The organism is Acidobacteriota bacterium (genome assembly GCA_030774055.1).
Classification (GTDB): Bacteria; Acidobacteriota; Terriglobia; order Terriglobales; family Acidobacteriaceae; genus JACPNR01.
The window spans coordinates 1-22,484 of sequence record JALYLW010000068.1 but is presented as its reverse complement, the minus strand read 5'-3'; the positions used below and the strand labels follow the sequence as shown (position 1 = coordinate 22,484).

The 22,484-nt window shown below is 62.2% G+C and carries 21 protein-coding genes; 11 read left to right on the top strand and 10 right to left on the bottom strand.

Going from position 1 to position 22,484, the window contains the following annotated elements; genetic code table 11:
- Nucleotides 1-79: 79 nt before the first annotated feature.
- Nucleotides 80-283 carry an allantoinase gene (locus M3P27_05330; GenBank protein ID MDP9267734.1) on the bottom strand — a complete coding sequence of 68 codons (204 nt, stop codon included), beginning with the start codon at nucleotides 281-283 and terminating at the stop codon, nucleotides 80-82.
- Between the two features lie 35 nt (nucleotides 284-318).
- On the opposite strand from M3P27_05330, the gene M3P27_05325 reads away from it, so the two are divergent.
- The 5 genes from M3P27_05325 to M3P27_05305 all read left to right on the top strand — a co-directional run bounded on the left by M3P27_05325 (nucleotide 319) and on the right by M3P27_05305 (nucleotide 4,409).
- Nucleotides 319-1,098 carry a hypothetical protein gene (locus M3P27_05325; protein ID MDP9267733.1) on the top strand — a complete coding sequence of 260 codons (780 nt, stop codon included), beginning with the start codon at nucleotides 319-321 and terminating at the stop codon, nucleotides 1,096-1,098.
- A 108-nt stretch (nucleotides 1,099-1,206) separates the two neighbouring features.
- Nucleotides 1,207-2,142 (top strand): thioredoxin-disulfide reductase, encoded by a 936-nt coding sequence (gene trxB, locus M3P27_05320; protein MDP9267732.1) that lies wholly within the window; start codon nucleotides 1,207-1,209, stop codon nucleotides 2,140-2,142.
- Nucleotides 2,143-2,304: 162 nt separating this feature from the next.
- Nucleotides 2,305-2,919, top strand: coding sequence for a PadR family transcriptional regulator (locus tag M3P27_05315; GenBank protein MDP9267731.1), 615 nt, complete (start codon nucleotides 2,305-2,307; stop codon nucleotides 2,917-2,919).
- Between the two features lie 12 nt (nucleotides 2,920-2,931).
- Nucleotides 2,932-3,600: a hypothetical protein gene (locus M3P27_05310; protein ID MDP9267730.1), complete on the top strand. Its 669-nt coding sequence runs from the start codon at nucleotides 2,932-2,934 to the stop codon at nucleotides 3,598-3,600.
- A gap of 44 nt (nucleotides 3,601-3,644) precedes the next feature.
- Nucleotides 3,645-4,409: an SDR family oxidoreductase gene (locus M3P27_05305; protein MDP9267729.1), complete on the top strand. Its 765-nt coding sequence runs from the start codon at nucleotides 3,645-3,647 to the stop codon at nucleotides 4,407-4,409.
- 11 nt (nucleotides 4,410-4,420) lie between these two features.
- Here M3P27_05305 and M3P27_05300 read toward each other — a convergent pair whose 3' ends face one another.
- Nucleotides 4,421-4,975 (bottom strand): recombination regulator RecX, encoded by a 555-nt coding sequence (locus tag M3P27_05300; protein ID MDP9267728.1) that lies wholly within the window; start codon nucleotides 4,973-4,975, stop codon nucleotides 4,421-4,423.
- Between the two features lie 223 nt (nucleotides 4,976-5,198).
- Nucleotides 5,199-6,320 (bottom strand): type IV pilus twitching motility protein PilT, encoded by a 1,122-nt coding sequence (locus M3P27_05295; GenBank protein MDP9267727.1) that lies wholly within the window; start codon nucleotides 6,318-6,320, stop codon nucleotides 5,199-5,201.
- A gap of 397 nt (nucleotides 6,321-6,717) precedes the next feature.
- Between M3P27_05295 and M3P27_05290 the strand changes: the two genes are divergently transcribed.
- Together M3P27_05290 and M3P27_05285 are read left to right on the top strand one after the other, a co-directional pair.
- Nucleotides 6,718-7,323 (top strand): transposase, encoded by a 606-nt coding sequence (locus tag M3P27_05290; protein ID MDP9267726.1) that lies wholly within the window; start codon nucleotides 6,718-6,720, stop codon nucleotides 7,321-7,323.
- Between the two features lie 550 nt (nucleotides 7,324-7,873).
- The gene (locus M3P27_05285) at nucleotides 7,874-8,194 is read left to right on the top strand and encodes a hypothetical protein (GenBank protein ID MDP9267725.1); all 321 of its coding nucleotides are present in this window, start codon (nucleotides 7,874-7,876) and stop codon (nucleotides 8,192-8,194) included.
- 674 nt (nucleotides 8,195-8,868) lie between these two features.
- Here the strand turns inward: M3P27_05285 and M3P27_05280 are convergent.
- Both M3P27_05280 and M3P27_05275 read right to left on the bottom strand, forming a co-directional pair.
- Complete coding sequence (locus M3P27_05280; GenBank protein ID MDP9267724.1) at nucleotides 8,869-10,335, bottom strand: M48 family metallopeptidase; 1,467 nt, start codon at nucleotides 10,333-10,335, stop codon at nucleotides 8,869-8,871.
- 172 nt (nucleotides 10,336-10,507) lie between these two features.
- On the bottom strand, nucleotides 10,508-11,665 hold the full coding sequence (locus M3P27_05275; protein ID MDP9267723.1) for an AAA family ATPase: 1,158 nt from the start codon (nucleotides 11,663-11,665) through the stop codon (nucleotides 10,508-10,510).
- Nucleotides 11,666-11,999: 334 nt separating this feature from the next.
- Between M3P27_05275 and M3P27_05270 the strand changes: the two genes are divergently transcribed.
- The 3 genes from M3P27_05270 to M3P27_05260 all read left to right on the top strand — a co-directional run bounded on the left by M3P27_05270 (nucleotide 12,000) and on the right by M3P27_05260 (nucleotide 15,328).
- Nucleotides 12,000-13,586, top strand: coding sequence for a putative glycoside hydrolase (locus tag M3P27_05270; GenBank protein MDP9267722.1), 1,587 nt, complete (start codon nucleotides 12,000-12,002; stop codon nucleotides 13,584-13,586).
- Nucleotides 13,587-13,718: 132 nt separating this feature from the next.
- Complete coding sequence (locus M3P27_05265; protein ID MDP9267721.1) at nucleotides 13,719-14,669, top strand: branched-chain amino acid transaminase; 951 nt, start codon at nucleotides 13,719-13,721, stop codon at nucleotides 14,667-14,669.
- A gap of 125 nt (nucleotides 14,670-14,794) precedes the next feature.
- On the top strand, nucleotides 14,795-15,328 hold the full coding sequence (locus tag M3P27_05260; GenBank protein ID MDP9267720.1) for a DinB family protein: 534 nt from the start codon (nucleotides 14,795-14,797) through the stop codon (nucleotides 15,326-15,328).
- A gap of 185 nt (nucleotides 15,329-15,513) precedes the next feature.
- On the opposite strand, the gene M3P27_05255 is transcribed toward M3P27_05260, so the two are convergent.
- From M3P27_05255 to M3P27_05245, 3 genes are all read right to left on the bottom strand, one after another.
- Nucleotides 15,514-16,488: a hypothetical protein gene (locus M3P27_05255; protein ID MDP9267719.1), complete on the bottom strand. Its 975-nt coding sequence runs from the start codon at nucleotides 16,486-16,488 to the stop codon at nucleotides 15,514-15,516.
- A gap of 497 nt (nucleotides 16,489-16,985) precedes the next feature.
- Entirely contained in the window at nucleotides 16,986-17,570 is a 585-nt protein-coding gene (locus tag M3P27_05250; protein MDP9267718.1) for an ADP-ribosylation factor-like protein, read from the bottom strand.
- A gap of 166 nt (nucleotides 17,571-17,736) precedes the next feature.
- Nucleotides 17,737-19,020 carry a VWA domain-containing protein gene (locus M3P27_05245; protein MDP9267717.1) on the bottom strand — a complete coding sequence of 428 codons (1,284 nt, stop codon included), beginning with the start codon at nucleotides 19,018-19,020 and terminating at the stop codon, nucleotides 17,737-17,739.
- Nucleotides 19,021-19,200: 180 nt separating this feature from the next.
- On the opposite strand from M3P27_05245, the gene M3P27_05240 reads away from it, so the two are divergent.
- Entirely contained in the window at nucleotides 19,201-20,196 is a 996-nt protein-coding gene (locus M3P27_05240; GenBank protein MDP9267716.1) for a VWA domain-containing protein, read from the top strand.
- Between the two features lie 110 nt (nucleotides 20,197-20,306).
- Here M3P27_05240 and M3P27_05235 read toward each other — a convergent pair whose 3' ends face one another.
- A complete protein-coding gene (locus tag M3P27_05235; GenBank protein ID MDP9267715.1) occupies nucleotides 20,307-21,401 on the bottom strand; it encodes a VWA domain-containing protein in 1,095 nt (364 codons plus the stop codon).
- A 33-nt stretch (nucleotides 21,402-21,434) separates the two neighbouring features.
- The gene (locus M3P27_05230) at nucleotides 21,435-22,448 is read right to left on the bottom strand and encodes an RluA family pseudouridine synthase (protein ID MDP9267714.1); all 1,014 of its coding nucleotides are present in this window, start codon (nucleotides 22,446-22,448) and stop codon (nucleotides 21,435-21,437) included.
- Nucleotides 22,449-22,484 lie beyond the last annotated feature (36 nt).

Below are 22,484 nucleotides of genomic sequence, written 5' to 3'. Positions count from 1 at the left end.
GCGCTTCAGCGCTGGGTTCCTGGCCCGGGGAACAGTCCACCGCGACCGAGCCGGAACGGCGAAGGAGCGCGAGCCGCCCTCAATCGCTCGGATAGTGCAGGTCGAAGAACGCTTCCACGCTCGTCTTCAACTGCTTCTCGATGTCTTCCTTCGCGCCCTCGAGCACGTGCATGGTGCAGCGCGCCTCGCGGCCGTTCTTCAGCTTGATGGGCGCGTCGCCCACCTGTTCGATCTCGTCCGCCGGCAGCAGACGCATACCGTAGACCAGCACCAGATTCGCCATGCCGGGATTGTACCGGCTACGGTAGAATCGCGGCGATGCGCCAAATCCTTGCACTCCTCGTCCTCTCCATAGCGACCTTCGCCCCCCACACCTTTAGCCAGGACCAGCCGCAGCCGCCGCCGGCGGGCGAAACAAAACAGCCCGAGGTCCACGTCACCTACCTCAACGTCTGCACCCCGCAGGACGATGAGAAGAAGCTGCTCACCGATACGCTCGCGCGCATCCCGGCGCAGCCTGGCTTCTCGAGCGACTTTGAGGTCGCGCGCGGACGGACGGGCGTCACCAGCGGCGAACTGGCGGCCAAGCTGGCCGGAGCCGGCGCGCTGCCGCCCTCCACCTGGGTGCGCATGCGGCGCGAGTTCGCGAAGGGGTATTGGGCCAACGTGCAGTACTCGATGACGCGCGATGAGGCTGGCATCGCCGAGGTGCTCGTCTTCCGCGTCCGCGATCCCAAGGAGGTGATGCAGGTGGCGATCAGCGACACCGTGACCGTCACCGATCCCGCGTCCGTGCTGGCCGCCGATACGCCCGCGGCGCGCATCAAGATCGAGCGCTTCGGCAAATCGTCGGTGGGGCTCACGCATTGTCCCGGAGCCGATCAGAAGGCCTACCAGTCGCTGTTCCGCGGCGCCTCGCGCACCCTCTCGCTCTACCGCGATCTGCTGGGCGCGCGCACCGGAGTGCCGGCGGAGTTTGCGCGGCTGGGCGGCGGTGCACCGAAGTCCACCGCCAAGCCAAAGAAGCCGGCGGGTACTGCGCCAGCGTCGCCGCCGGATGCCGCTCCGGCTCCCAAGTCCAAGCCACAGAAACCGTGACGGCAGGCGCTTCGGGCATTTACACTGCATCGTTCATCAGGCCGCATCGTTCGTCGCCCCGAAGCATCCATATGAAACCAAGAGCCAAAGGCTAAGAGCCATCTACAAATGGAGAACGCTGTACGCAATGTCGTGATCTTGGGGTCCGGATGCTCGGGCCTGACCGCCGCCATCTACGCCGCGCGCGCTAACTTGAAGCCCGTGGTCTATGAAGGGCACGAGCCCGGCGGACAGCTCTCGCTCACCACCATGGTCGAGAACTTCCCCGGCTTTCCCGAGGGCATCCATGGACCCGAGCTGATCGAGCACATGCGCAAGCAAGCGCGGCGCTTCGGCGCCGAGGTGCGGACCGGCCACCTGGTGAAGGCCGACCTCGGGGTCCGTCCCTTCGTGCTCGATTTCGGCAAAGAGAAGGTGGAGGCGCTCACGCTCATCATCGCCTCCGGCGCGTCGGCGCGCTGGCTCGGACTGCCCAGCGAGCAGGCGCTCATCGGCCACGGCGTGTCGTCGTGCGCTAGCTGTGACGGCTTCTTCTTCAACGGCAAGGAGATCACCGTGATCGGCGGCGGAGATTCGGCGATGGAAGAGGCCTTGTTCCTTACCCGCTTCGCCACCAAGGTCACAGTGATCCACCGGCGCAGCGAGTTTCGCGCGTCGAAGATCATGCTGGAGCGAGCGCGCGCCCATAAGCAGATCGAGTTCCTGCATGACACGGTGGTGGAAGAGGTCCATGACCCCGCCAAGCAGGAGGTCACCGGCCTCAAGCTGCGCAACGTCAAGACCGGGAAGGTGTGGGATTTCCCCACCAGCGCGCTGTTCCTCGGCATCGGGCACATCCCCAACGCCAAGATGTTCCACGGCCAGCTCGAGATGGACGAGGACGGCTATCTCATTGCCAAGGACTATGTGTTGACCAAGGTCTCGGGCGTCTTTGTTTCGGGCGACGTGGTCGACCGGCGCTACCGCCAGGCCGTCACCGCCGCAGGAACTGGCTGCATGGCGGCCATGGAAGCAGAGCAGTTCCTGGAACTAGCCGGCCGCTAAGCTTAATAATCAAAGCAACTTATACTCGACACGCCCACATCATCGCTACGTACAATCTAACAGATATATCTAAAAGAGTTAAGAGCGTGTCGCGCGGGTGCTGGACCTCGGATCGCAGTTTCCGCTTGACTTATGACTCTAAGAGATATATCTCTAAGACTCATGGGAAGAGTAGCTAAGCTTCGGAACCACAAAGATGGGGACAGCAAACCCCGCAGCAGCACCGACTACGCCGTCCTCGGTATGTTGACGCTGCGGCCGATGTCTGGCTACGACATCCGCGCGACCATCGGCGAGAGCATCGCCTACTTCTGGACGGAGAGCTACGGCCAGATCTATCCCACGTTGAAACGGCTGACGAAGGAGAAGCTGGTGACGCGCCGCACGGAGAAAGCCGGCGGACGCGAGCGGCACGTCTACGCCATCACCGCCGGCGGGCGCGACGCGCTGGCGGATTGGCTGCGCCACCCGGCCCAGCCGCGCGCGCCGCGCAACGAGCTGTTGTTCAAGCTGTTCTTTGCACGCCATGCCTCGCCCGCAGACGCCAGTGAGCAGGTGACGAGCTTTCGCGACGCAAAGCGGCGCGAGCTTGCCGGGTACGTGCAGGTCGAGCAGGAACTGCACCAGCGGCACGGGAAGCATCCTGACCTCGCCTATTGGTTGATCACGTTGCGCTACGGACAGCTGGAAGCGGAAGCGCACCTGCGCTGGGCGGAAGAGGCGCTCGAGATCCTGGCTGAGTTGCAGGCGAGTGCGCCGCCGCGAGCGGCAGGGTAGGGAAGGAATCAAATGGAGAACTTTATCCGCGCGCTGTTAGTCATCCACATCGCCGCCGGCTTTGCCGCCTTTTTCTGCGCGCCCGTGGCACTGCTCACGCTGAAGGGTGGGCCCACACATCGCCGCTTCGGCAAGTACTACCTTTACCTGATGTCCATCGTGAGCGCGACGGCGATCATCTTGGCCATCTATCGCCCCATCGTCTTCCTGGCGCTGGTCGCGGTCTTCAGCTTCTACTTCGCCTTCAAGGGTTACCGCATCCTGCTGCGCAAGAACGGCCCGGCGCAGCCGCTGGACTGGGCAGGCGCGGCGCTCATGGTCGCTTCCGGCATCGGATTGGTCGCGCTCGGCGTGCTACGGCCCGCGGGATTTCCCATGCCCTCGCCCACTGTCTCGATCGCATTCGGCGTGGTGGCCATCCTGTTCGGCGGCTTCGACATACTGCAGTTCGCGCGTCCCATAGCCGACAAGAACGCATGGTGGTATGGCCACATGGGCGGGATGCTGGGCAGTTACATCGCCGCGGTCTCGGCTTTCTCGGCGGTGAACCTTAAGTTTCTGCCGCCGACGATTCGCTGGCTGTGGCCCAGCCTCATCGGCGTCCCGGTGATCTTCATCTGGATCGCCTACTACCAGCGCAAGTTCAACGGCAAGCAGGCAGCGCCCGTCGCGACCGCCTGAAGTGCGGTGCGCGCCAAGGATCAAGGATCAAGGATCGACGATCGATGTTGCTACTCTTCATCGCATACGCACTCGCGCTCTCGGCTGCACTGGGCCTACGCGGCTACCGCGCCAAGCCTGCGATGTCGGCGGGAACGGCGACACCGGCAGGGACGGCAGGAACGGCGCAACGCATCTCGCGGGTATTGATTGTGGGAGCGACCGGCGGCACGGGACGGCAGCTCGTGGCACAGGCATTGGAGCGCGGATATCACGTCACCGCGCTGGTGCGCGACCCGTCGAAGCTGGCAGCGGACCATCCCCGCCTGGCCGTGATGCGCGGCGACGTGCTCGACCCTGAGTCGGTCGGGGCAGCAATGCGCGGGCAGGAGGCGGTGGTGTCCGCGCTCGGCCATAAGCGATTTTTTTATCCCACTCGCATCCTTTCGCAAGGCACCGCGAACCTGCTTGACGCCATGACGGCTCACGGCGTCCGCCGTTTCGTTTGCGAGACCACTCTCGGCATCGGAAGCAGCGCCGGCCGGATGGGCCTCTACTACACGCTGTTCATCATCCCCGTGATCCTGCCGTTTTATTTTTCGGACAAGACGCGGCAGGAACGCAGGATCGCGGCCAGCCGAGCGGATTGGGTCATCGTCCGGCCTGGAATGCTGACCAATGGGGCGAAGCGCGGCCGTTACCGCGTTGGCTCCGGCGTCGGCAGCTTTCTCTTGACCGTGCGCATCTCCCGCGCCGATGTGGCGGCCTTCATGCTCGACCAGCTGGAGCGCGACGCACTTCTGGGAACCGCCGTAAGCGTGGCTTGGTAAAAGACTTCGTTCTAGCTTTCGGGATCACCGGGCATCTCGACCGGTTCGGACTCGAGCGCGGTGAGCACTTCCTCATCCACATCCCAGTTCTTCAGGATGCGGACAGCGGTGCGCGAACCAAAGCCCGCGCGAACCAACGCACGAAAGACGCGCGCGACCTGCTTCTGGTCCGCCGGCTTCTTCAGCCGCTTGCGCTTGAGGAAGGCGCGCGCCAGCGTCTCTTCGTCGGACCCTTCATACGCGTCGTTCACCGACTGCGTGATGACGTCGCCGTGAACGCCCTTTTGCTTGAGCTCGCTGACCACGCGGAAGCGTCCGAGCTTCTCATTGTCTTTGCGATAGTTGGAATAAGTCGCGGCGAAGGTGGAGTCGTTCAGGTACTTCAGTTCCTTGAGCCGCTCGACCACGCGCTCGATCATCTGCGCGCCGTTTTCCTGCGTGCCTACACGCTGGCGCATCAGCCGCTTGAGCTCCGCCACGCTGCGCGCGCGGCGTCCAAGCGCGCCAATGGCGTACTCGTAGAGCGCGGCCTCGTCATAAGTCTTGCGCGAGCGGCGGAAGGTCATGCCGGCATTCTAATCCTCGTGGCAAGAGCGAATAACAACAGGAGGAGGGGAGGAGAGGAGGAAGAACGGGAAGAAAACAAAGGAATGAACACGGAAGGAGGAGCTAAAAGGCGGGACAGGGCTCAAACCACAAGATCAAAAGTAAGAAACCTCCTCTCCTCCTGTTGTTGCCTCCGCAAAAACAAAAGACGCGCCGAGGCGCGTCTTTGTACCAATGGACGAACTATCCCTGATGTCCGGCGGACTGCATCTGTTCGCGAGCGGAATCGGCGGTCGAGCCGATACCCTGGACGCGCAGCTTGAAGTCGTCGGGGTTGGAAGCGTTCTCCAGTGCGGTATCGTAATCGATCAGGTTCTGGGTGTAGAGGTCGTAGAGCGACTGATCGAAGGTCTGCATGCCGTACTGCGACACGCCGGCGGCGAGCGCTTCCTTGATGGAACGCGTCTTTTCCGGCGTGATGATGCACTCGCGGATGTACGCGGTGGAGACGAGCACCTCGATGGCGGGGACGCGGCCCTGTCCATCGGCGCGCTTCACCAGGCGCTGCGAGATGACGGCGCGCAGCGTTGCCGCCAGCTGCATGCGCACCTGCTTCTGTTCCGGCGGCGGGAAGACGGAGATGATGCGGTTGATGGTCTCGACCGCGTCCAACGTGTGCAGGGTCGAGAACACCAAGTGGCCGGTCTCCGCGGCGTGCAGCGCCGTCCCGATGGTCTCGAGATCGCGCATTTCGCCGACCAGGATGATGTCGGGATCCTGACGCAAGCTGGCGCGCAGTGCCGAGCCGAACGAGGGCGTGTCCACTTCCACCTCGCGCTGGTTGACGAAGCCCTTCTTGTCGCGATGCAGGAACTCGATCGGATCCTCGATGGTGATGATGTGCTCCGGCCGCGTGGAGTTGATGCGGTCGAGCATGGCCGCCAGCGTGGTCGATTTGCCGGAGCCGGTCACGCCCGTCACCAGCACCATGCCGCGAGCTTCATTGCAGATCTGCTCGATGATCTTCGGCATGTAGAGCTCTTCCAGCGGCTTGATCTTGGTGGGGATGACGCGCAGCACCAATCCCACGTTGCCGCGTTGCTGGAAGACGTTCACACGGAATCGTCCCAGGCCGGCGACGCCGTAGGCCATGTCCAGCTCTGCCGTCTCTTTGAACTTCTGTTTTTGCCGGTTGCTCATCATGCTGAACGCCATGTTCAGCATGTCTTCGGCGGAGATGCGGGGCTGGTCGGTGAGCGGGAGCAAATCGCCGTCCAGGCGTACGTGGGGGAAGTTTCCGACCTTCAAGTGCAAGTCGGAGGCCTTCCGCTCCATCGCGATCTTCAACAGGTCATCAATGTGCATGGCTTATCCGTGGATAGCTGACAACTGATAGCTGCAAGCTCAAAGCTGCTGCAAGTGGGCTGAAACGTATCACTTTGTGGGGGTTTTCGCAATCGGAGTGTCACCTGAAAAGCCGCATTTTGTGCCTCTCAGACGCGGGTGCGGGGATCTGGGAAACCCTCTCCGCCTAAGGTTCTTTGCCCTCCCGCGCCGCCCGGACCTGGACCTGAAGCACGGTCGCAGATGTCGGACGAAGGCGGGTGGCCCACCCGAAACTGTGGGTGCCCCACCCGAGCCGGTGTTGCTCGGGTGGGAGGCAGGATCTCTCACGCTGGCAAGGGTCAAGGTCTTGTTCCAGAACTAGAACAACATCCACGTCCGGCCTTCGTCCCACCGCAGACGCGCGTAGTCTCGCTCCGTGCCGAGCCGACTCAAGCGCTACAACCAGACCGGCGGGCTGCATTTCGTCACCTTCAGTTGTTACCGGCGCATGCCGCTGCTCGGGTCGGCACGCCGACGCGACCTGTTTCTCCGCGCCCTGGAGTCCACGCGGCGGAGCTATCGGTTCATCGTCGTCGGCTACGTGGTGATGCCCGAGCACGTCCACCTGCTGCTCGACGAGCCACGCCGCCGCGACCTTCCGGCAGCGTTGCAGGCACTCAAGCAGAGCGTCTCGCGGCGCGTGCTCGGCAGCGGCAAGCGGCGGCGCGACCAGCCATCTCTGTTCCAGGCAGGCTTGGACCACTTCTGGCAGCGTCGCTTCTATGATTTCAATGTCTTCAGCACGAAAAAGATTCGCGAGAAGCGGCGCTACATGCACCGCAATCCGGTGAAGCGCGGGTTGGTCGAGCAACCGGAGTACTGGCGCTGGAGCAGCTATCGGCACTATGCTTTCGGCGAAGCTGGAGCGGTCCTGGTGAACGCTGACTTCGGGATCCACGGACGGGTGCAGACCCTTGCCTCCCACCCGAGCAACACCGGCTCGAGTGGGGCACCCACTGATGTGCCAGATGAAAAGAAATAAAGAACACCGTGCTTGGGTGGGCCACCCGCCCTGGATATTGAAAACTAAAGACGGCCGATACACCTACACGATTGCGGTCACGTTTAAGGACCGGGAACACTTCTATCCTGACAGAGTATCAGTTCCAAAGGGGTTCAAGGAAGTCGCCGACTATCATACCCACCCGCACAATTTTCACGCGGAAGGAGAGGGGTTTTCGGCGGGAGACGAGACACACGCCAACTACTTTCACAGGACTGTCTATGTAGCGGACACGTATTCAAGGAATCTGTATAAGTTCACGCCAGGCAAAACGGAATTCAAGCCCAATGAATATTGCTGCGGTGTGATTGGAGACCCAATGGGCCATATTCCGTAGGGGAATTCTTGGTCCCGATTTGACTCGGGCCGCCCTACTCACAACTTAGGAGGCCAAATAGTGCGTCACCTTCGAAGATTCGAACGAACAGCTCTTCTTGTCCTAGTGCTTCTAACCTCTGGGTACGAGGCTGCTCCTCAGGGACAAACACGCAGATCTTCCGGGAACTCGGCGAAGGTCACGGACGCAAGCATGATTGCTTTACTTGCCGCCCCCCAAAAATATAACCGCAGAATCGTTCGGACGGTTGGATTCATGTGCATCGAGTTTGAAGGCAATGCTCTTTATCTTCACGAGGAAGATTATCGTCGTGGGTTAACAAAGAACTCGTTCGCACTCCGTTTATCCGAATCGCAACTGAAAGAGGTCAAAGGATTAAGCCTGAAATATGTGGTATTAGAAGGTAAGGTGTACGCAGATGGCCTGGAGGCGTCGGACATATGGGGCGGTGCGATTGGTAGTGTCACGCGTCTAGAGGCTTGGCCAGTTAACCGGGGAGAGAAAACAAACTGAGCGCTGCGGTCTTGCTTGTGCGTCCGGCGGGTGGCCCGCGTAAATGTGGTCGTATGGCCGGGTGGCCCACCCAAACTCTCGGGTGCCCCATCCTTTGCGGAGCGGGTTCATCGCGCAGCAAAGGGTGGGAGGAAGGGTCTGTTCCAGAACCAGAACAAGACTGAGCGTCGCCATCAACGTTACCCTGCCTGCAGAATGGCAGAGGAGAGCGCGAGCTGCGGCACGATAGGACCTGCTCCCACACAAGCGTCCGCTTGTGTGGGTAGAAGAATCGCGAGTCTAGTAAGCTATTTCGCTTTACTTTCGCCTATCGCTGCGCTACCCTCGTCTCGTCCGTCCCACGCCGGACTGTCACGCTCCTTCTCATCTTCGCCGATGTGAACGCTGTTAATCACCTCGCCATATTTCGCCCTCCGCCATGGCGGCTCTTTCGCACCGAGTCTCGCCGGGACCGGCCGAGATCCAACCGAGACCTGAACCGGGATCGAACCGGGATCAGGACCGGGACCTCTTTTCCCTAAGCTGCTGAAAAGATTACCCGGAATCCGAATCGGTCACAGGCAAGGGGGAGGGGAGACCGGATTAACCGTTACTTTTCGGTAAATTTCCTCCTTGCGGCCGCCCAGCAAAGCAAAAGGCGCGGCCCGAGCCGCGCCTTCGGCCGCACCAGAGTGCTACTGCTGCTGCAGGCGGAGCGAGCGCAGCATGGGTTCGAAAGCCTGCGCCCGCAGGGTCTCGAAGTCCTGCTCCGGAGCGATGAACACCAGGTAAAGGATGGTGTTGTCCGAATAGGGAAAGGCGACGAGCCAGTCGCGCTCGCGCTGCGCGCGGCCTTGCCGATCGCGCATCGCCGACGTGCTGACCAGGTCGATGGACCTGCCGGTCACGCCGTTCACGCGGATGCTCTCATCGTTGCCGACGGCACGCAGGTCGGGATTCGACTGGTGCAGCTGCTGCAGCAACTGATGCATGGCGTCATCGAGCGAGCCGCGTTCGGATTCGGGTTGGAACCCATCGATGATCACGCCGTAAGCGACGGCATTCTGGGCCACCCCGGCAGGCGGCGCGATGGTCACCGACGAGCTGTCATCACCGAAGACCTGCCAGTTGTCGGGATAGCTGATGGTGAAGGCCTGGTGTTGCAGGCTGCGGAAGTTGCCGCTTGCCATCACGTCCGGGCGCGAGGTCTGCCCGCCGTAGCCGCCGTAACCGCCGTTGGGGTTGCCGCTGCGCTGCTGCTGCGCGATCTCCTGCGCCGTCATCGGGCGCATGTTCATGGCCAGCCGCTTCATGTTCTGGAACTCGGTGGAATCGCGTTGGAAGCTGCGCGCGGGCAGCGTGCGGACTTCGTCGCCGATGGAGGCAGCGCGATTGCCCGGATCGGGATGGTCGCTGAGGAACTGCGGACCGCGCGACGAACCGCTCTGCGACTGCAGCGTCTCGAAGAAGGCCGCGAGCTGGCGCGGGTCGTAGCCCGAGTCGTACATGATGTCGGCGCCGACGAGGTCGGCCTCACGCTCGGCAGTGCGCGAGTTCTTCAGGAAGTACGAGCCCAGGCCGAAAGAGATGCCGAGCTGCGCCAGCTGTCCTCCCATGCTGCCGCGGCCGCCGAGCACCGCGCCCAGGATGGCGAGCGGGATCTGTGCCTGCATCTGCTTGGTCGCCGCGCGCGTGGCGTGGCGCTGGACGATGTGTGAGATCTCGTGCGCTATCACGCCGGCGAGCTGGGCTTCGTTGTCCGCCGCCTGGATGGTGCCCAGGTTTATGTACACCGGCCCGCCGGGCAGCGCGAAGGCATTGATGTCTTTCTGGTTCACCACGTGGAAGCTGTACGGCCACTGGTCTCCGGGCGCGTGCGAGGCCAGCGTCTGGCCGAGGCGTGAGACGTAGCGCGCGATAGGGTCGCTATCCGGCAACAGCGGCAGTTTCCTTGCCACCTCGGCCGCCGCCTGCTGGCCCGCCTGCACCTCTTGGTCGCGCGAGAAGGCGTTCATGCCGGTGCTCGGCTTGTAGCGCGCTTCGAGCAATTGCGGCGCGGCGATGGCCAGGGCAAGCGTGAGCGCAACGATCTTCGATGTGACGACGCGCGATGTGACGACGCGCGAAGTGACGCCGCGGCTGGTGAATGAACCGGGTCTCATGGTTCCTCCTGAAAGCAGATAGGCACAGCCCGCGAAACGGGCCAGAATCATAAACGCTATACCGAGGGACTGTTTCCTTAGATGCAGGGGAGCTGCCGGCCGTCTACCTGAAGAACGGCAAAGGGCGCCCGAAAGCGCCCTTTGGACCTACTTACCTGGGGGAGTCGAATCCTTACTTGTCGCCCGAGCCGGCCGTCCCGCGCTCGCGGGCGGAGGTCGAGCGGCCCCCCTTGGCGCCGGCCGCGGCGCTGGCGGCTTCCTGGCCATACTTCTCGAGCAGCACCGGGACGAGCGCGCCTTCCGCTTCCTTCACAAAAATCAGCTTGCCGGCCGCGTCCATGTCGATGCGGACGAAGTCGCCAAGCTTCACCTGTCCGGTGGCGACCAGGTTGGCGAGCGGGAAGACGACGTTCTTCTCGATGGAGCGCTTGAGGTGGCGCGCGCCGTACTTCGGGTCGGTGCCTTCCTCGAGCAGGAAGCGCTTCACCCGCGGCGTGCAGGAGAAGACGAACTGGTTGTTGCCGGTCGCTTGCAGGATGCGCTGCTGCACCATGCCAAGCTCGATCTCAAGGATCTGCTCGAGGTGCTCGGGCTGCAGCATCTTGAAGACCAGCACCTTGTCGATGCGGTTCATGAACTCCGGCGAGAACTTGCGCCGGGCCGCTTCGACGGCGGTGCGATTGATCTTTTCGTCGATCTTGGTGTCGAGCTGCGCCTGCGGACGCGCGAAGCCCATGGCGCCGTGGATGAGCTCGTTCATCTCGCCCGCGCCCAGGTTCGAAGTCATCACGATGATGCATTGCGAAAGGTCGACGCGGCGGTTGTCGCCGAGCGTCAGCGTGGCCTTATCGAGGATGCCGAGCAGCAGCTGCCAGAGCGAGTCCGAAGCCTTCTCGATCTCGTCGAAGAGCAGCAGCGAGAGCTTGAGCTTCTCGGTGTGCCACTGGTTCAGCGCTTCCTGGGTGAGTAGTGGATGGGTCTCGCGGTGGCCAAGGTATCCGGGCGGCGAGCCGATGAGTTTCGCGATCTCATGCGAGTGCTGGAACTCGGCGCAGTCGATCTTGATGACGGCGCGCGCATCACCGAACAAAGTCTCGGCCATGGCTTCCACCACGCGCGTCTTGCCCGAGCCGGTCGGCCCGAGGAAAAGAAGATTGCCCACCGGGCGTCCGGGGGCGTTCAGTCCCGCCAGGAACATCTGGTAGATCTCGGCTACCTTGTCGAGCGCGCCGTCTTGCCCAACGATCTTGCGACGTAATGATGTGTCGAACTCCAGCGCGTCGTTCGAGCGGCGCGTGGGATCGAGTGCGGTATTAAGACCTGTCCTCATATATGCGGCCCCTCGATTTTCGGGCCCGCCCCGCGAACGGAGCCATGAATACTCCCTGTCAGATGGAGGAGAGACTTACCGTGTTGTAACGGCGTCGTCACGGAAATGGTATGTTGGCGAACCAGTTACCGGCGGCAACTACCTCCTGCTTTGGATTAGATGCTGGAAGCCGCACCATCGATGAGGCAGATGTTTTCCACACCCGCTTCCCGGCGCCGCGTGCGGGGAGCAAGCGCATCTTCGCGCTCACAGCAGGCGTCTAAAGGAGGAGGAGGGCCTGTTTTCGTCCGTGCTACTATCGCTGCGGGCCCCAGCTCTGGATCGAAACTGAATCATGTCCCGCCGTAGCGTTCGCGGCTTCCTCCCCGTCTTGTTCCTGCTCGTGACCACAGCCGCCGCGCTGCTGGCGCTGACCCATGTGGAAAGAAGCGGTGCGCGGGCGTCGGGCGCGGACCCGGGCGCGGAAGGCGCGCAGTTCGTTCCGGCGGCTTACGCGAGCGAGGCTCCACCCGCCGCCGCCCCCTCTCCGCGGACCGCAGAAACACAGGCTCCAGCCACCACCGCGGAGCCGGTGTTGCCGCCGGGATCGGTGCTGCATAGCGCGCGCGGGGGCGAGGCGGTCACGAGCATCGCGCGCATGTATCTGCCGCAGACGCCGTACATGAGCGTCCATGAACTCGAAGCCGCGATCCGGCGCGCGAATCCGGAGATCGCCAATTCGAAGATCAAAGGGCGATTCCTCCGAGCCGGAACGCAAGTCATGGTGCCAGACATCGAGCCGCAGCCACTGGTGGAGCATTCCATCCCGCGGCCGCGCGACTTCGAGGTGCGCGCCGTTTATCTCACCGGGACGATGGCGGGCTCCGAAACGGGGCTGCGCATCATCCAGCGCTGGAAAGATGTGGGCGGAAACGCCATCGTCTTCGACGTGAAGGATAGTGATGGCTCGGTGAACATCCCCTTCGAGCACGCGCTCGCGCCAGAGAACCACCTGCCCATCCGCAATCTGCCGAAGTTCGTGCGCTGGGCGCATCGCTTGGGGCTGCACGTGATCGCGCGCATCGCCGTCTTTCGTGATGAACTGCTTATCCGGCGGCATCCCGAGCTGGCGGTACGATCGCGCCGCGCCGGCGGCGCGTGGCGGGAGAATGGCAAGCTGGTGTGGACGGACCCGTCGAACGCCGAGGTACAGGATTACAACATCGCGCTCGCCAAAACGGCCGCCGCCGGCGGCGTGGACGAGGTGCAGTATGACTATGTCCGCTTCCCGGCGGAGGGCGACCAAGCCGACGCAAAGTTTGATTTCCAAACAGTCGAGAAGCGCACGCGCGCCGACGTGATCGAAGACTTTCTCGCCAAATCGCAGAAGGCCTTGCCGAGCGGCGTGCTCTTCTCGCTCGACGTCTTCGGCGTGATGGCGTGGCAACGTCCGGTGGACCTCGGCCACACCGGGCAGGACATCGTGCGCATGGCCAAGCATTGCGACGTGCTTTCGCCCATGATCTATCCCTCGCACTTCTTCGGCATGGATGGCTACGCCGCTCCCGGCGACGCGCCCGAACACTTCATCTCGGAATCGATGGCGCGCTTCGCGAAGATCACCACCGGCTCGGGCGTGGTGCTGCGTCCGTGGCTGCAGGCGTTCGCGTGGCGGACGAAGACTTACTCACCCGAATACATCGAGACGCAGGTAGCGACGGCGAAGAAGCAGGGTGGGGTCGGTTTTCTTCTCTGGAACGCGCGCAACGATTACTCCAAGCCGTTCGCCGCCATGGCGGCGATGCGGCAAGCGCCGGAAAAGTTCTTTAAGCCGGAGCAGAGCCCGGCGGCGGCTGCCGAGCGTGGAGCAACGTCATCTTCCGCCACGCCTTCGGCCACGTCTTCCTCCGCCGCGCGGGCCATCGCCGCCCAGCCTCATTAAGCTGCATCCAAGACTGCCGCGATGCCGTCAAAAAGCTGGATAGTGCGCGTGAGCACTCCGGTTATAATCGGGACGTCTCCTCGGATATCCGCTTTGGCACAGAATGACAATTCGCCTCGCAGGAGCGCGTGAATGCCCATCAAGAAGACCGAAAAGATCTGGCACAACGGCAAGCTGATCCCGTGGGACGAGGCGCAGATCCACGTGATGTCGCACGTGGTGAACTACGGCTCGAGCGTTTTCGAAGGCGTGCGCTGCTACGCGCAGCCCAACGGCCCGGCCGTCTTCCGCGCCCACGAGCACGCGCAGCGCCTGCTGCAATCCGCCAAGATCTATCGCATCGAATGCCCCTTCACCGCCGACGAACTGGTCGAAGGCATCGTGGAAGTGGTGAAGACCAACAAGCTGTGGCCGTGCTACATCCGGCCGCTCATCCTGCGCGGGTACGGCGAAGCGGGCGTGAACCCGTTCAACTCACCCACCGAGGTCTACATCGCGAACTACGAGTGGGGCAAATACCTCGGTCACGGCAACCCGGATGAGGGCGTCGACGTGTGCGTCTCTTCCTGGACGCGTCTGGCGCCGAACACCATGCCGGCAATGTCGAAGGCGGGCGCGAACTACATGAACTCGCAGCTCATCAAGATGGAAGCCATCCTGAATGGATACGCCGAGGGCATCGCGCTCGACGTGAACGGATACGTGAGCGAAGGTTCGGGCGAGAACCTGTTCATCGTGCGTCACGGCAAGCTGGTAACGCCGCCACTCGGCAACTCGGTGTTGCCGGGCATCACGCGCGACTCGGTGCTGCACCTGGCTAACGAGATGAACATCCCCATCGCCGAGCAGGTGGTGCCGCGCGAGATGCTCTACGTGGCCGACGAGGTCTTCTTCACCGGCACCGCGGCGGAGATCACTCCCATCCGCTCGGTCGACAAGATCATCGTCGCCAACGGCGCGGCTGGTCCCATCACCAAGGCGCTACAGAAAGAGTTCTACGGCATCGTGCGCGGCACCGCGCCCGACCGCCACAATTGGCTCACCCAGGTGCCGGTCGAGAAGAAGCAGCCGGTAGGGGTCTAAAGAGGCTGGACAATCGTTCGGAAGGGCGCGAGAATCCTCGCGCCCTTTCCCTTTGCACTGCGCTCGTAAGACCCGCCCTAACCGGCAGTCGACAGCAATCCGTCCGAATCTGAAGGAGGAAACCGATGTCTACTACAGCAGCAGAAACAAAAACCTCACCTGAATTCGCCGCCGGAGTGCGCGAGTTCACGTTGATGGGGATCGAGCAAGAGATCCCGAAGACCATGAAAGTGATCGCGGCCATCCCTGACGCGAAGCGCGATTGGAAACCGGATCCGACATCGAGAAGCGCGTGGGACCTGGCCTGGCACCTCGCCTCGGAAGACGTGATCTTCCTGGTGCAGACGGTGGAAGGGAAGTTCAACTTTCCCGACCCGCGCTTCGATGCGCAGAAGCCCAACACCTCCGCCGAGCTGGCAGAGTGGTACCAGCACAACATGAAGGAAGCCATCGCCAAGGTGCGCAGCATGACGCCGGAGCAGCTCACCACCCCGATCGATTTTCTGGGGATGTTCAAGTTCCCCGCGGTCATGTATCTGGCGTTCATGAACAGCCACAGCATCCATCACCGCGGACAGCTCTCGGTGTACCTGCGTCCCATGGGCTCGAAGGTGCCGAGCATCTACGGACCGAGCGCCGACGATTCCGGCGGATTCTAGTCGCCCGGCTGCAAGCGAAACCACAACCGCAGAGGACGCAGAGGACTTCTTTAGAAAAACCTCTGCGTCCCTTGTGTCCGCTGTGGTTTTTGTTGGATAAAAGGGAAGCGGACGCTTAACCCTTCTTGAGTTCGACCAGGACCTGGCGGGCGACTTCCTTCAGCGTCTCGACCAGAGGAGAGGCTTCACCGCAACGGCGCGCTTATGAACTTCGCGACTCCGCTCTCAACCTTAAGGAATGTAAACCCATCTTGGCGCGAGAAGCAGAGCGGCATGTTGCCGAGTTCCGGCCCCGAAGTATACGTCGCGAGAGGTTCGCCAGTCTGGTAGTTAATCACAAGGAAGCGACCATCGACGGATCCTTCTTTGTCTTGCGACAGCAGCCACAAAGCGAGGAGGTCTTGAGATGCCACAATGTTGCTAGCGATAGCCTCCGAAACCTTCTCGTACTTGAGAGTGCGGAGCTTTTCGCCAGTCTCAGACATCACGACCACTTGGCTTCCAGTCAGCAAGTACAGGTTCCCATCTTCCCCGATGGCCGACGCGCCTTGGAATGGCGTGGTCGTTATCTTCTTAGGGTCGAAGTCGAGGTCAGGCGCGTTTAGAACCTTTCGTAATCTTCCCGATCGCTCGAACAAGGCAACATAACCCTTACCGGCGAGGCCGCTCTTTTCAGCGAGCTTACCAAAATAGCCCCCAACGAGCATTGCTCCCGAAGGAAAGACGGAGAAAATTCGTGCGCGCAAATGGTTCGGTACTGCGAGGCGCGTTTCGCTGCTCAGCTTACCTGCGGAGTTGAAATGGAATGCAGCTAGTTCGCCCTCTTTCGTTTCATCGAGCATCCAAACGTCGCCTTCGCCGGTGACGTCGAATGCACTAAAGGCTGTCGCCTTGCTCTTCTCGTCCGGCAGATCATAGATCGTGTATGCACTACCGTCCGCCGAAATCTTAAGAACGACACTGTCATTGATACTGCCGGTATCACCGTGGACAAAGACGCTGCCATCGGCTGAACACTTCGCATGTCCCCATGTCCCAAAGCGAGGCACTGTTAGAGTTCGGCTTGATCCTGGCAGCAGCGTCCGGGTAGGAGTCTCATCACTACCCGGAGCGCTTACAGCGAGAAGTAGTACGCAGAACAGGCTGTTACGAAGTTTCATTCACCGTCCTGCTCCGGAGGACGAAAGGGTGAGTGACTTAGGTTCTAGCTTTTGGTTTCCATCTGGTGTGGCACAGTGGGCAAAAACGCGATGCAGCTTTGCGCCTGAGGCGTTGATCTCCCTCCGAGCGGGGAGCTTCCCCAGCGGGCCATTTCCACCGCAGGACTCCGCACTGAAGTACCAGCAATTTGATAGGCCCCCGCATTTCTTAGTCGGGCCTAGCTGACAGTCTGCTCCACCGGTACCTTGGCAAATGGTGATGTACGCGTAATAGCCTGTACCACAGCAATTGTGTAGAACTACGTTGACTTGGCCGTAGCACTCCGCTGCGGCTTTTGGCGTTGCAAGAAGGACGAGCGCTGCGAGGACAAAGAGAAGAATCGGGAAGGGCCTAGACATTCAGCACCTCCGTGATGCGTGCGGAAATGCTAGCCCTCCTTGTAGCGGCGCGCAAGCATATTGTCAGGCTTGTATGGGGCACCCACAATTCGGGCGGGCTAGCCCTTCTTGAGTTCGACCAATACCTGGCGGGCGACTTCCTTCAACGTCTCGAAGACGCCGGTGCCCTGATACGCGACGGCCTCGAAGACCGGCTCGCCTTTTTTAAGCAACTCCTGCTTGAGCTTGTCGACCGGAAGCGCGTTGGGCAGGTCGCGCTTGTTGAGCTGCAGGACGTAGGGGATCTTGGCCAGGTCGTAGCCATGTTCTTTGAGGTTGTCCAGCAGGTTATCGAGCGCCTCCATGTTGGCGTCCATGCGCTCTTCCTGCGAGTCAGCAACGAAGACCACGCCATCCACGCCACGCAGGATGAGCTTGCGGCTGGCGTCGTAGAAGACCTGGCCGGGGACGGTGTAGAGATGGAAGCGGGTCTTGAAGCCGCGGACGGTGCCGAGGTCGAGAGGAAGAAAATCGAAGAACAAAGTACGGTCGGTCTCGGTGGCAAGCGAGATCATCTTGCCCTTCTGCTTGTCACCGGTCTTATCGAAGACAATCTGCAGGTTCGTCGTCTTGCCGCCGAGACCGGCGCCGTAATAGACGATCTTGCAGTTGATCTCGCGGGCCGCGAAATTGATGAAACTCAAGCCTAGCCTCTGACTTCATCCCGGCGCGCTCGGGCGTGGGCGATGCGGGACGAAGGGGGATGCAGTGCGATGTGACTGAAGTTGCGGACCTAGAGCTGCATCGATTCTTATACCACAGCGACCAGTGCGCCCCTAGGTGACTTTGGTACCGGGCCGATGGGCACGATCACTGCGCCTGTTGGCGTGGCGGAGGCAGCGGGTAATAACCATCGCGCGCGAAGACGCGCAGCCCGCCTTTGTGCACGCGGATCTCGATGGAGCGATAGTTGGCGGCTACGGCCGACTTGGTCTTGTATCCCAGCGTGTACTGGTTGCGAGCGGTCTCGGTGATGCGCGCGTAGGAGTCTTCGATCGCCTCGCGGGTGAACTCGGTGTAGATCTGGCCGCCGGTGGCGGACGAGTACTTGGGCAACAGGTTCTGGTAGCCGGTGCCGGGAACATGGACGCGCCCGAGCGTGTCGTAGCCGGGGATGGCGGCGTCGCCTACGGCCACGGCATAGACGGAAACATCATTGGAGAGCAGGACCTTCATCACGTCCTGGTAGCTGGCGCGGCTGCCATCTTCGCGGCCGTCGCTGATGACGAAAACGATCTTGCGATAGTCGCGCCGGCGCTTGGCCAGGTCTTGCGCCGCCATCAGGATGGCGTCATTGAGCACGCGCGACTCGTTGCGCGCTTGCTGCTGGTGCGGCGTGCCCGGATCGATGGGATGTCCGTTGACCGAGGGCCCAGCGTTCATGGGACCGCCGCCCATGGGGACGCCGCCGCCAGAACGTCCCGGACGCCGGCTGCGCTTGATGGCGGCGGAGAGCTTGTCGTTCACGGCGGAGAAATCGAGCACCTTCGAGACCGAGTTGCCGAAGGTGTAGAGCGAGACCTCGTCGAACTGGCTGAACGCGCCCACGATGTTGGGCAGGCTCTCGTTCACCCGCTTCATGGTGACGTCGGGCATGCCAAGATCGACCACCACGGCGACGGAAAGCGGGAACGGATCGCTGGTGAAGAAATTGATGGGCTGGCGGATGCCGTCTTCGTAGACGGCAAAATCCCGTACCGTGAGGCCCTCCACCAGACGCCCGTCGTTATCGCGGATGGTGACCGGGACGTAGACCTGGTTCACGCTCACGCGAATGACGTCTTCACGGCTGCTCATCACGCCGGTGTCTGGTGCCTGATCCGGCGTGGCGCCGCCCTGCGGTACGTTCTTCACGTTCGCTGGAATGCGGGTGTTACCGGGCTGGTCGGTGCTTTGGACCGGGGCGGGCTCAGGCTTCGCGGCCGGAGGTCCCTTGGGTGCGTCGGCGGGGAAGGGGTTGGTCTGCGACTTGGTCGCTGAAGGCGCGTCGGGCACGTCTTGCGAGCCGCTCTGCCCGTCTGCCGGCCACAGCAGCGACACTAGTCCTAGCGCCACCGCGGCCACCGCTACCCATCTCTTCCACATCGTCATCATTAAGTTGTCCCGTCTTTTCTTCCCAGGGTCGCCGCACTCCCCTGCCGTGGGCCGCTTTTCAAAGTCCGGCAAGCTGAGTTGCTGCATCTAAAATACAATAATAAACAGGCGATAACAAAAGTGTACCCAACCGCCACCTGGCCAAAAGCCGTCCGCTGCACCATTCGATGCGCGAGCCTCGTGCTGACGCTTCTTCTTTTCTCGGCTGCCGCATTCGCGCAAGCGCCCGTGACCAACACCGAACCGCCGGACGACAAGAAGGGTGAACGCCAGAGAGACCGGGACGACATACAGACCTTCAAGGTCTCGGTGGACGTGGTCAACGTGTTCTTCAACGTGAAAGACAAGCGCGGCGCGCTCGTCCCCGGCCTGCCCAAGGACAACTTCGAACTCTATGAAGACGGCCAGAGGCAGACCGTCAAGTACTTCTCCACCGAGAGCAATCAGCCGCTCACCCTTGGCCTGCTCATTGATTCCAGCGGAAGCCAGCAGCGTGTGCTTGGCATGGAGCAGGAGGTCGGCAGCCAGTTCCTCGCCGACGTCCTCGGACCCAAGGACCTCGCGTTTGTCATCAGCTTCGACGTGAACGTGGACCTGTTGCAGGACTTCACCAACTCACGCCGCGAGCTGCGCGACGCGCTCTATCGCACGCGGATCAATACTGGCGGCGGCAGCTATGGGCCTCCGGGGCTGGGCGGCGGGCCGATCCCGACTTCACGCCCGCGCGGCACCTTGCTCTACGACGCGGTGTGGCTCGCTGCCGACAACAAGCTGGGCCGCGAAGCCGGCCGCAAGGCGATGATCATCCTGACCGACGGCGTGGACCAGGGCAGCCAGGAGACGGTGAAGACGGCGATCGAGGCGGCGCAGCGCGCCGATGCCATCTGCTATGTGCTGCTCATCGCCGACCGCGACTTCGCTCAGCTCGGCAACGGCGCCGGCACCATGAAAGATCTCGCCGAACAGACCGGCGGACGATTGATCGAGGTCGGCAACAAGTTCGACAAGCTGAAGGCGGCCTTCGATCAGATCCAGAGCGAGCTGCGCAGCCAGTACTCCATCGGCTATAACCCCACCAACAACAAGCGCGACGGCAGCTTCCGCCGCGTAGAGATCCGCACCAAAGAGGGACACAAGGTGCAGGCGCGGCGCGGATACTACGCCCTCGCGCAGTAAGGCAGTCGCCAGACTTCAGTCGTCAGCTAAGAACCACGAAACGAAACAAAAAGCCGCCGCGGCTCGATGCCGCGGTTTTGTCTTGCTCGCTGCAGACTGAAGACTGCGCGTTACTGCCGCGGCGCGTAGTAACCCTTGCGGGCGCGCACTTTGTACTTCTTATTCGAGGCGACGATGTCGATAGCGCGGTAGCGTCCGTCGGCGAGGAAGTCGGTAGGCTTGTACGCGACGGCGTACTGGCTGCGCAATTCTTCCTGGATCTGCACGAATTTCTCGGCGATATCGTCGAGCTTCATGGGAAAGAACACGCGGCCGCCGGTCGCTTCTGCCATCTCTTGCATATATTTATCGCCGCGCGAGACCACGCCGCTGATGTTGGTGCTGATGGCGTAGACGATGACCTCGGCGCGTTGCGCCATCTCGGTGGCTTCCTGGCGGGTGACGCGGCTCTGGTTGTCGTCACCGTCGGAGAGCACGATGATGGCGCGGCGGACAGCGAAGTCATCCTGATGCTTGAGCAGTTTGTCGCGGCAGGCGTAGTAGACCGCATCCCAGAGCGCGGTGCCGCCGCCGGGACGCAGGATCGCGACTCCCTTGGCGAGCTTCTCGGCGGAATCGGTGAAATCCGCGGTGACCTCGGGGGTGGCGTCGAAGCCCACGACGAAAGCCTTATCCACCTTCGGCCGCACGGTCTGGTTCAGGAACTCGGTCGCCGCTTCCTGCTCGAACTTGAAACGGTCGCGGATGGAATTGGAAGCGTCCACCAGCAGCCCGACGCGCAGTGGCAGGTTGGTCTCGCTGCGGAACGCCACCATGGATTGCGGCGGCTTGTGGTCGTCGAGCACGGTGAAATCAGCCTGCTTCAGTCCCTTGATGAACTTGCCGCCCTTGTCGGTGACAGTGAAGATGACGTTCACTTCGTCCACGCGCTTCTTGATGATGGTGCCGGTGTCGGGCAACTCCTCATCCTTTACCTTGGCAGCGGGGGGAGCGGCAGCGGCGGGTTGCGGCGTTGTGGCCGCGGGCGTGGATGCTGACGGTTGCGGGCGCGCCGCGGCGGGCGGCGAAGCCGGCGCGGGCGGAGGATTCGCGGTGGAAGAAGGCGCGGTGGGTAACTCTTGTGCTTGCAGGAGCGGTGCTCGAAGGAATGGCGCCGGCAGCGATGCCACGGCGGCGAGCAGAAGCACACTCCGGATGAGTCGCATGGGAAACGTCATTATATCGTGAGTGCTTGCAGATTAGATGCCATCGGGCAGCTCTGGCTCTCCCAGTCTTTTCATGAATTCCCGCAGTTCCGGCGGCAGCGGCGCGAGGAAGTGCAGGGTGCGGCCCGTGGTTGGGTGGGTGAATTCGAGCTCGGCAGCGTGCAGAAAATTCCGCGTGAGCGCGATCACGCCCAGCTTGGTGTTTTTCAGCTTCGCTGGCGCACCATAGAGCGCATCACCCGCGACCGGATGCCCGAGCGAGGCCATGTGGACGCGGATCTGGTGGGTGCGTCCGGTGGCGATGCGCACTTCGACGAGCGCCAGCTTGCCAAAAACCGAATCGATGCGCCGCAACACGTGGTAGTGCGAGAGGGCGGTGCGGCCCGGTGTCCGTGGTGTGCGCCCAACGCTCGTCCGCGTGGTCATGCGCACGCGCCGCTTGCGGTCGCGCATGATGGGGCTGTCGATCGTCCCCGTCGCCCGCTTCGGCCAGCCGTGCACCAGCGCAATGTATTTCTTCTTCACGCTGCGCGCGGCGAACTGCTCTTGCAGCTTGCGGTGGGTCACGTCATCTTTCGCCACCACGATCAGCCCGCTGGTCTCTTTGTCGAGGCGATGGACGATGCCCGGACGTAATGCGTGTCCGCCCGTCTTTGCGAAAGACGAAAGCTTGCCAAAGCGATGCAGCAGAGCGTTGACCAGCGTGCCGCGGTTGCGCGCGTCATCCATTCTTGCCGCGCCCGCATGCACCATCATTCCCGCGGGCTTGTCGATCACCGCGAGCTGCGCATCTTCGTAAACCACGGCGAGCGGAATATCTTCGGCCACGGCCTTGAGTGGAGCCCGCTCGGCGTGGCCGGTGATCTCGACAGCGTCGCCCGAGCGCAGCTTGCGCGCGGCTTTGGCCGCCGCGCCATTCACCTGCACCTTCTCCTGCGCGATCAACTCCTGCACGCGCGCGCGGCTTACCTCGGCGAGCTGCGCGACCAGGAACTGGTCGAGGCGCTGGCCCGCGCTTTCCTTGGGAACGTGAAAGCTCCGGTTCACGATGCGAAGAATAGCAGCATCCAGGAGGTCAAACGC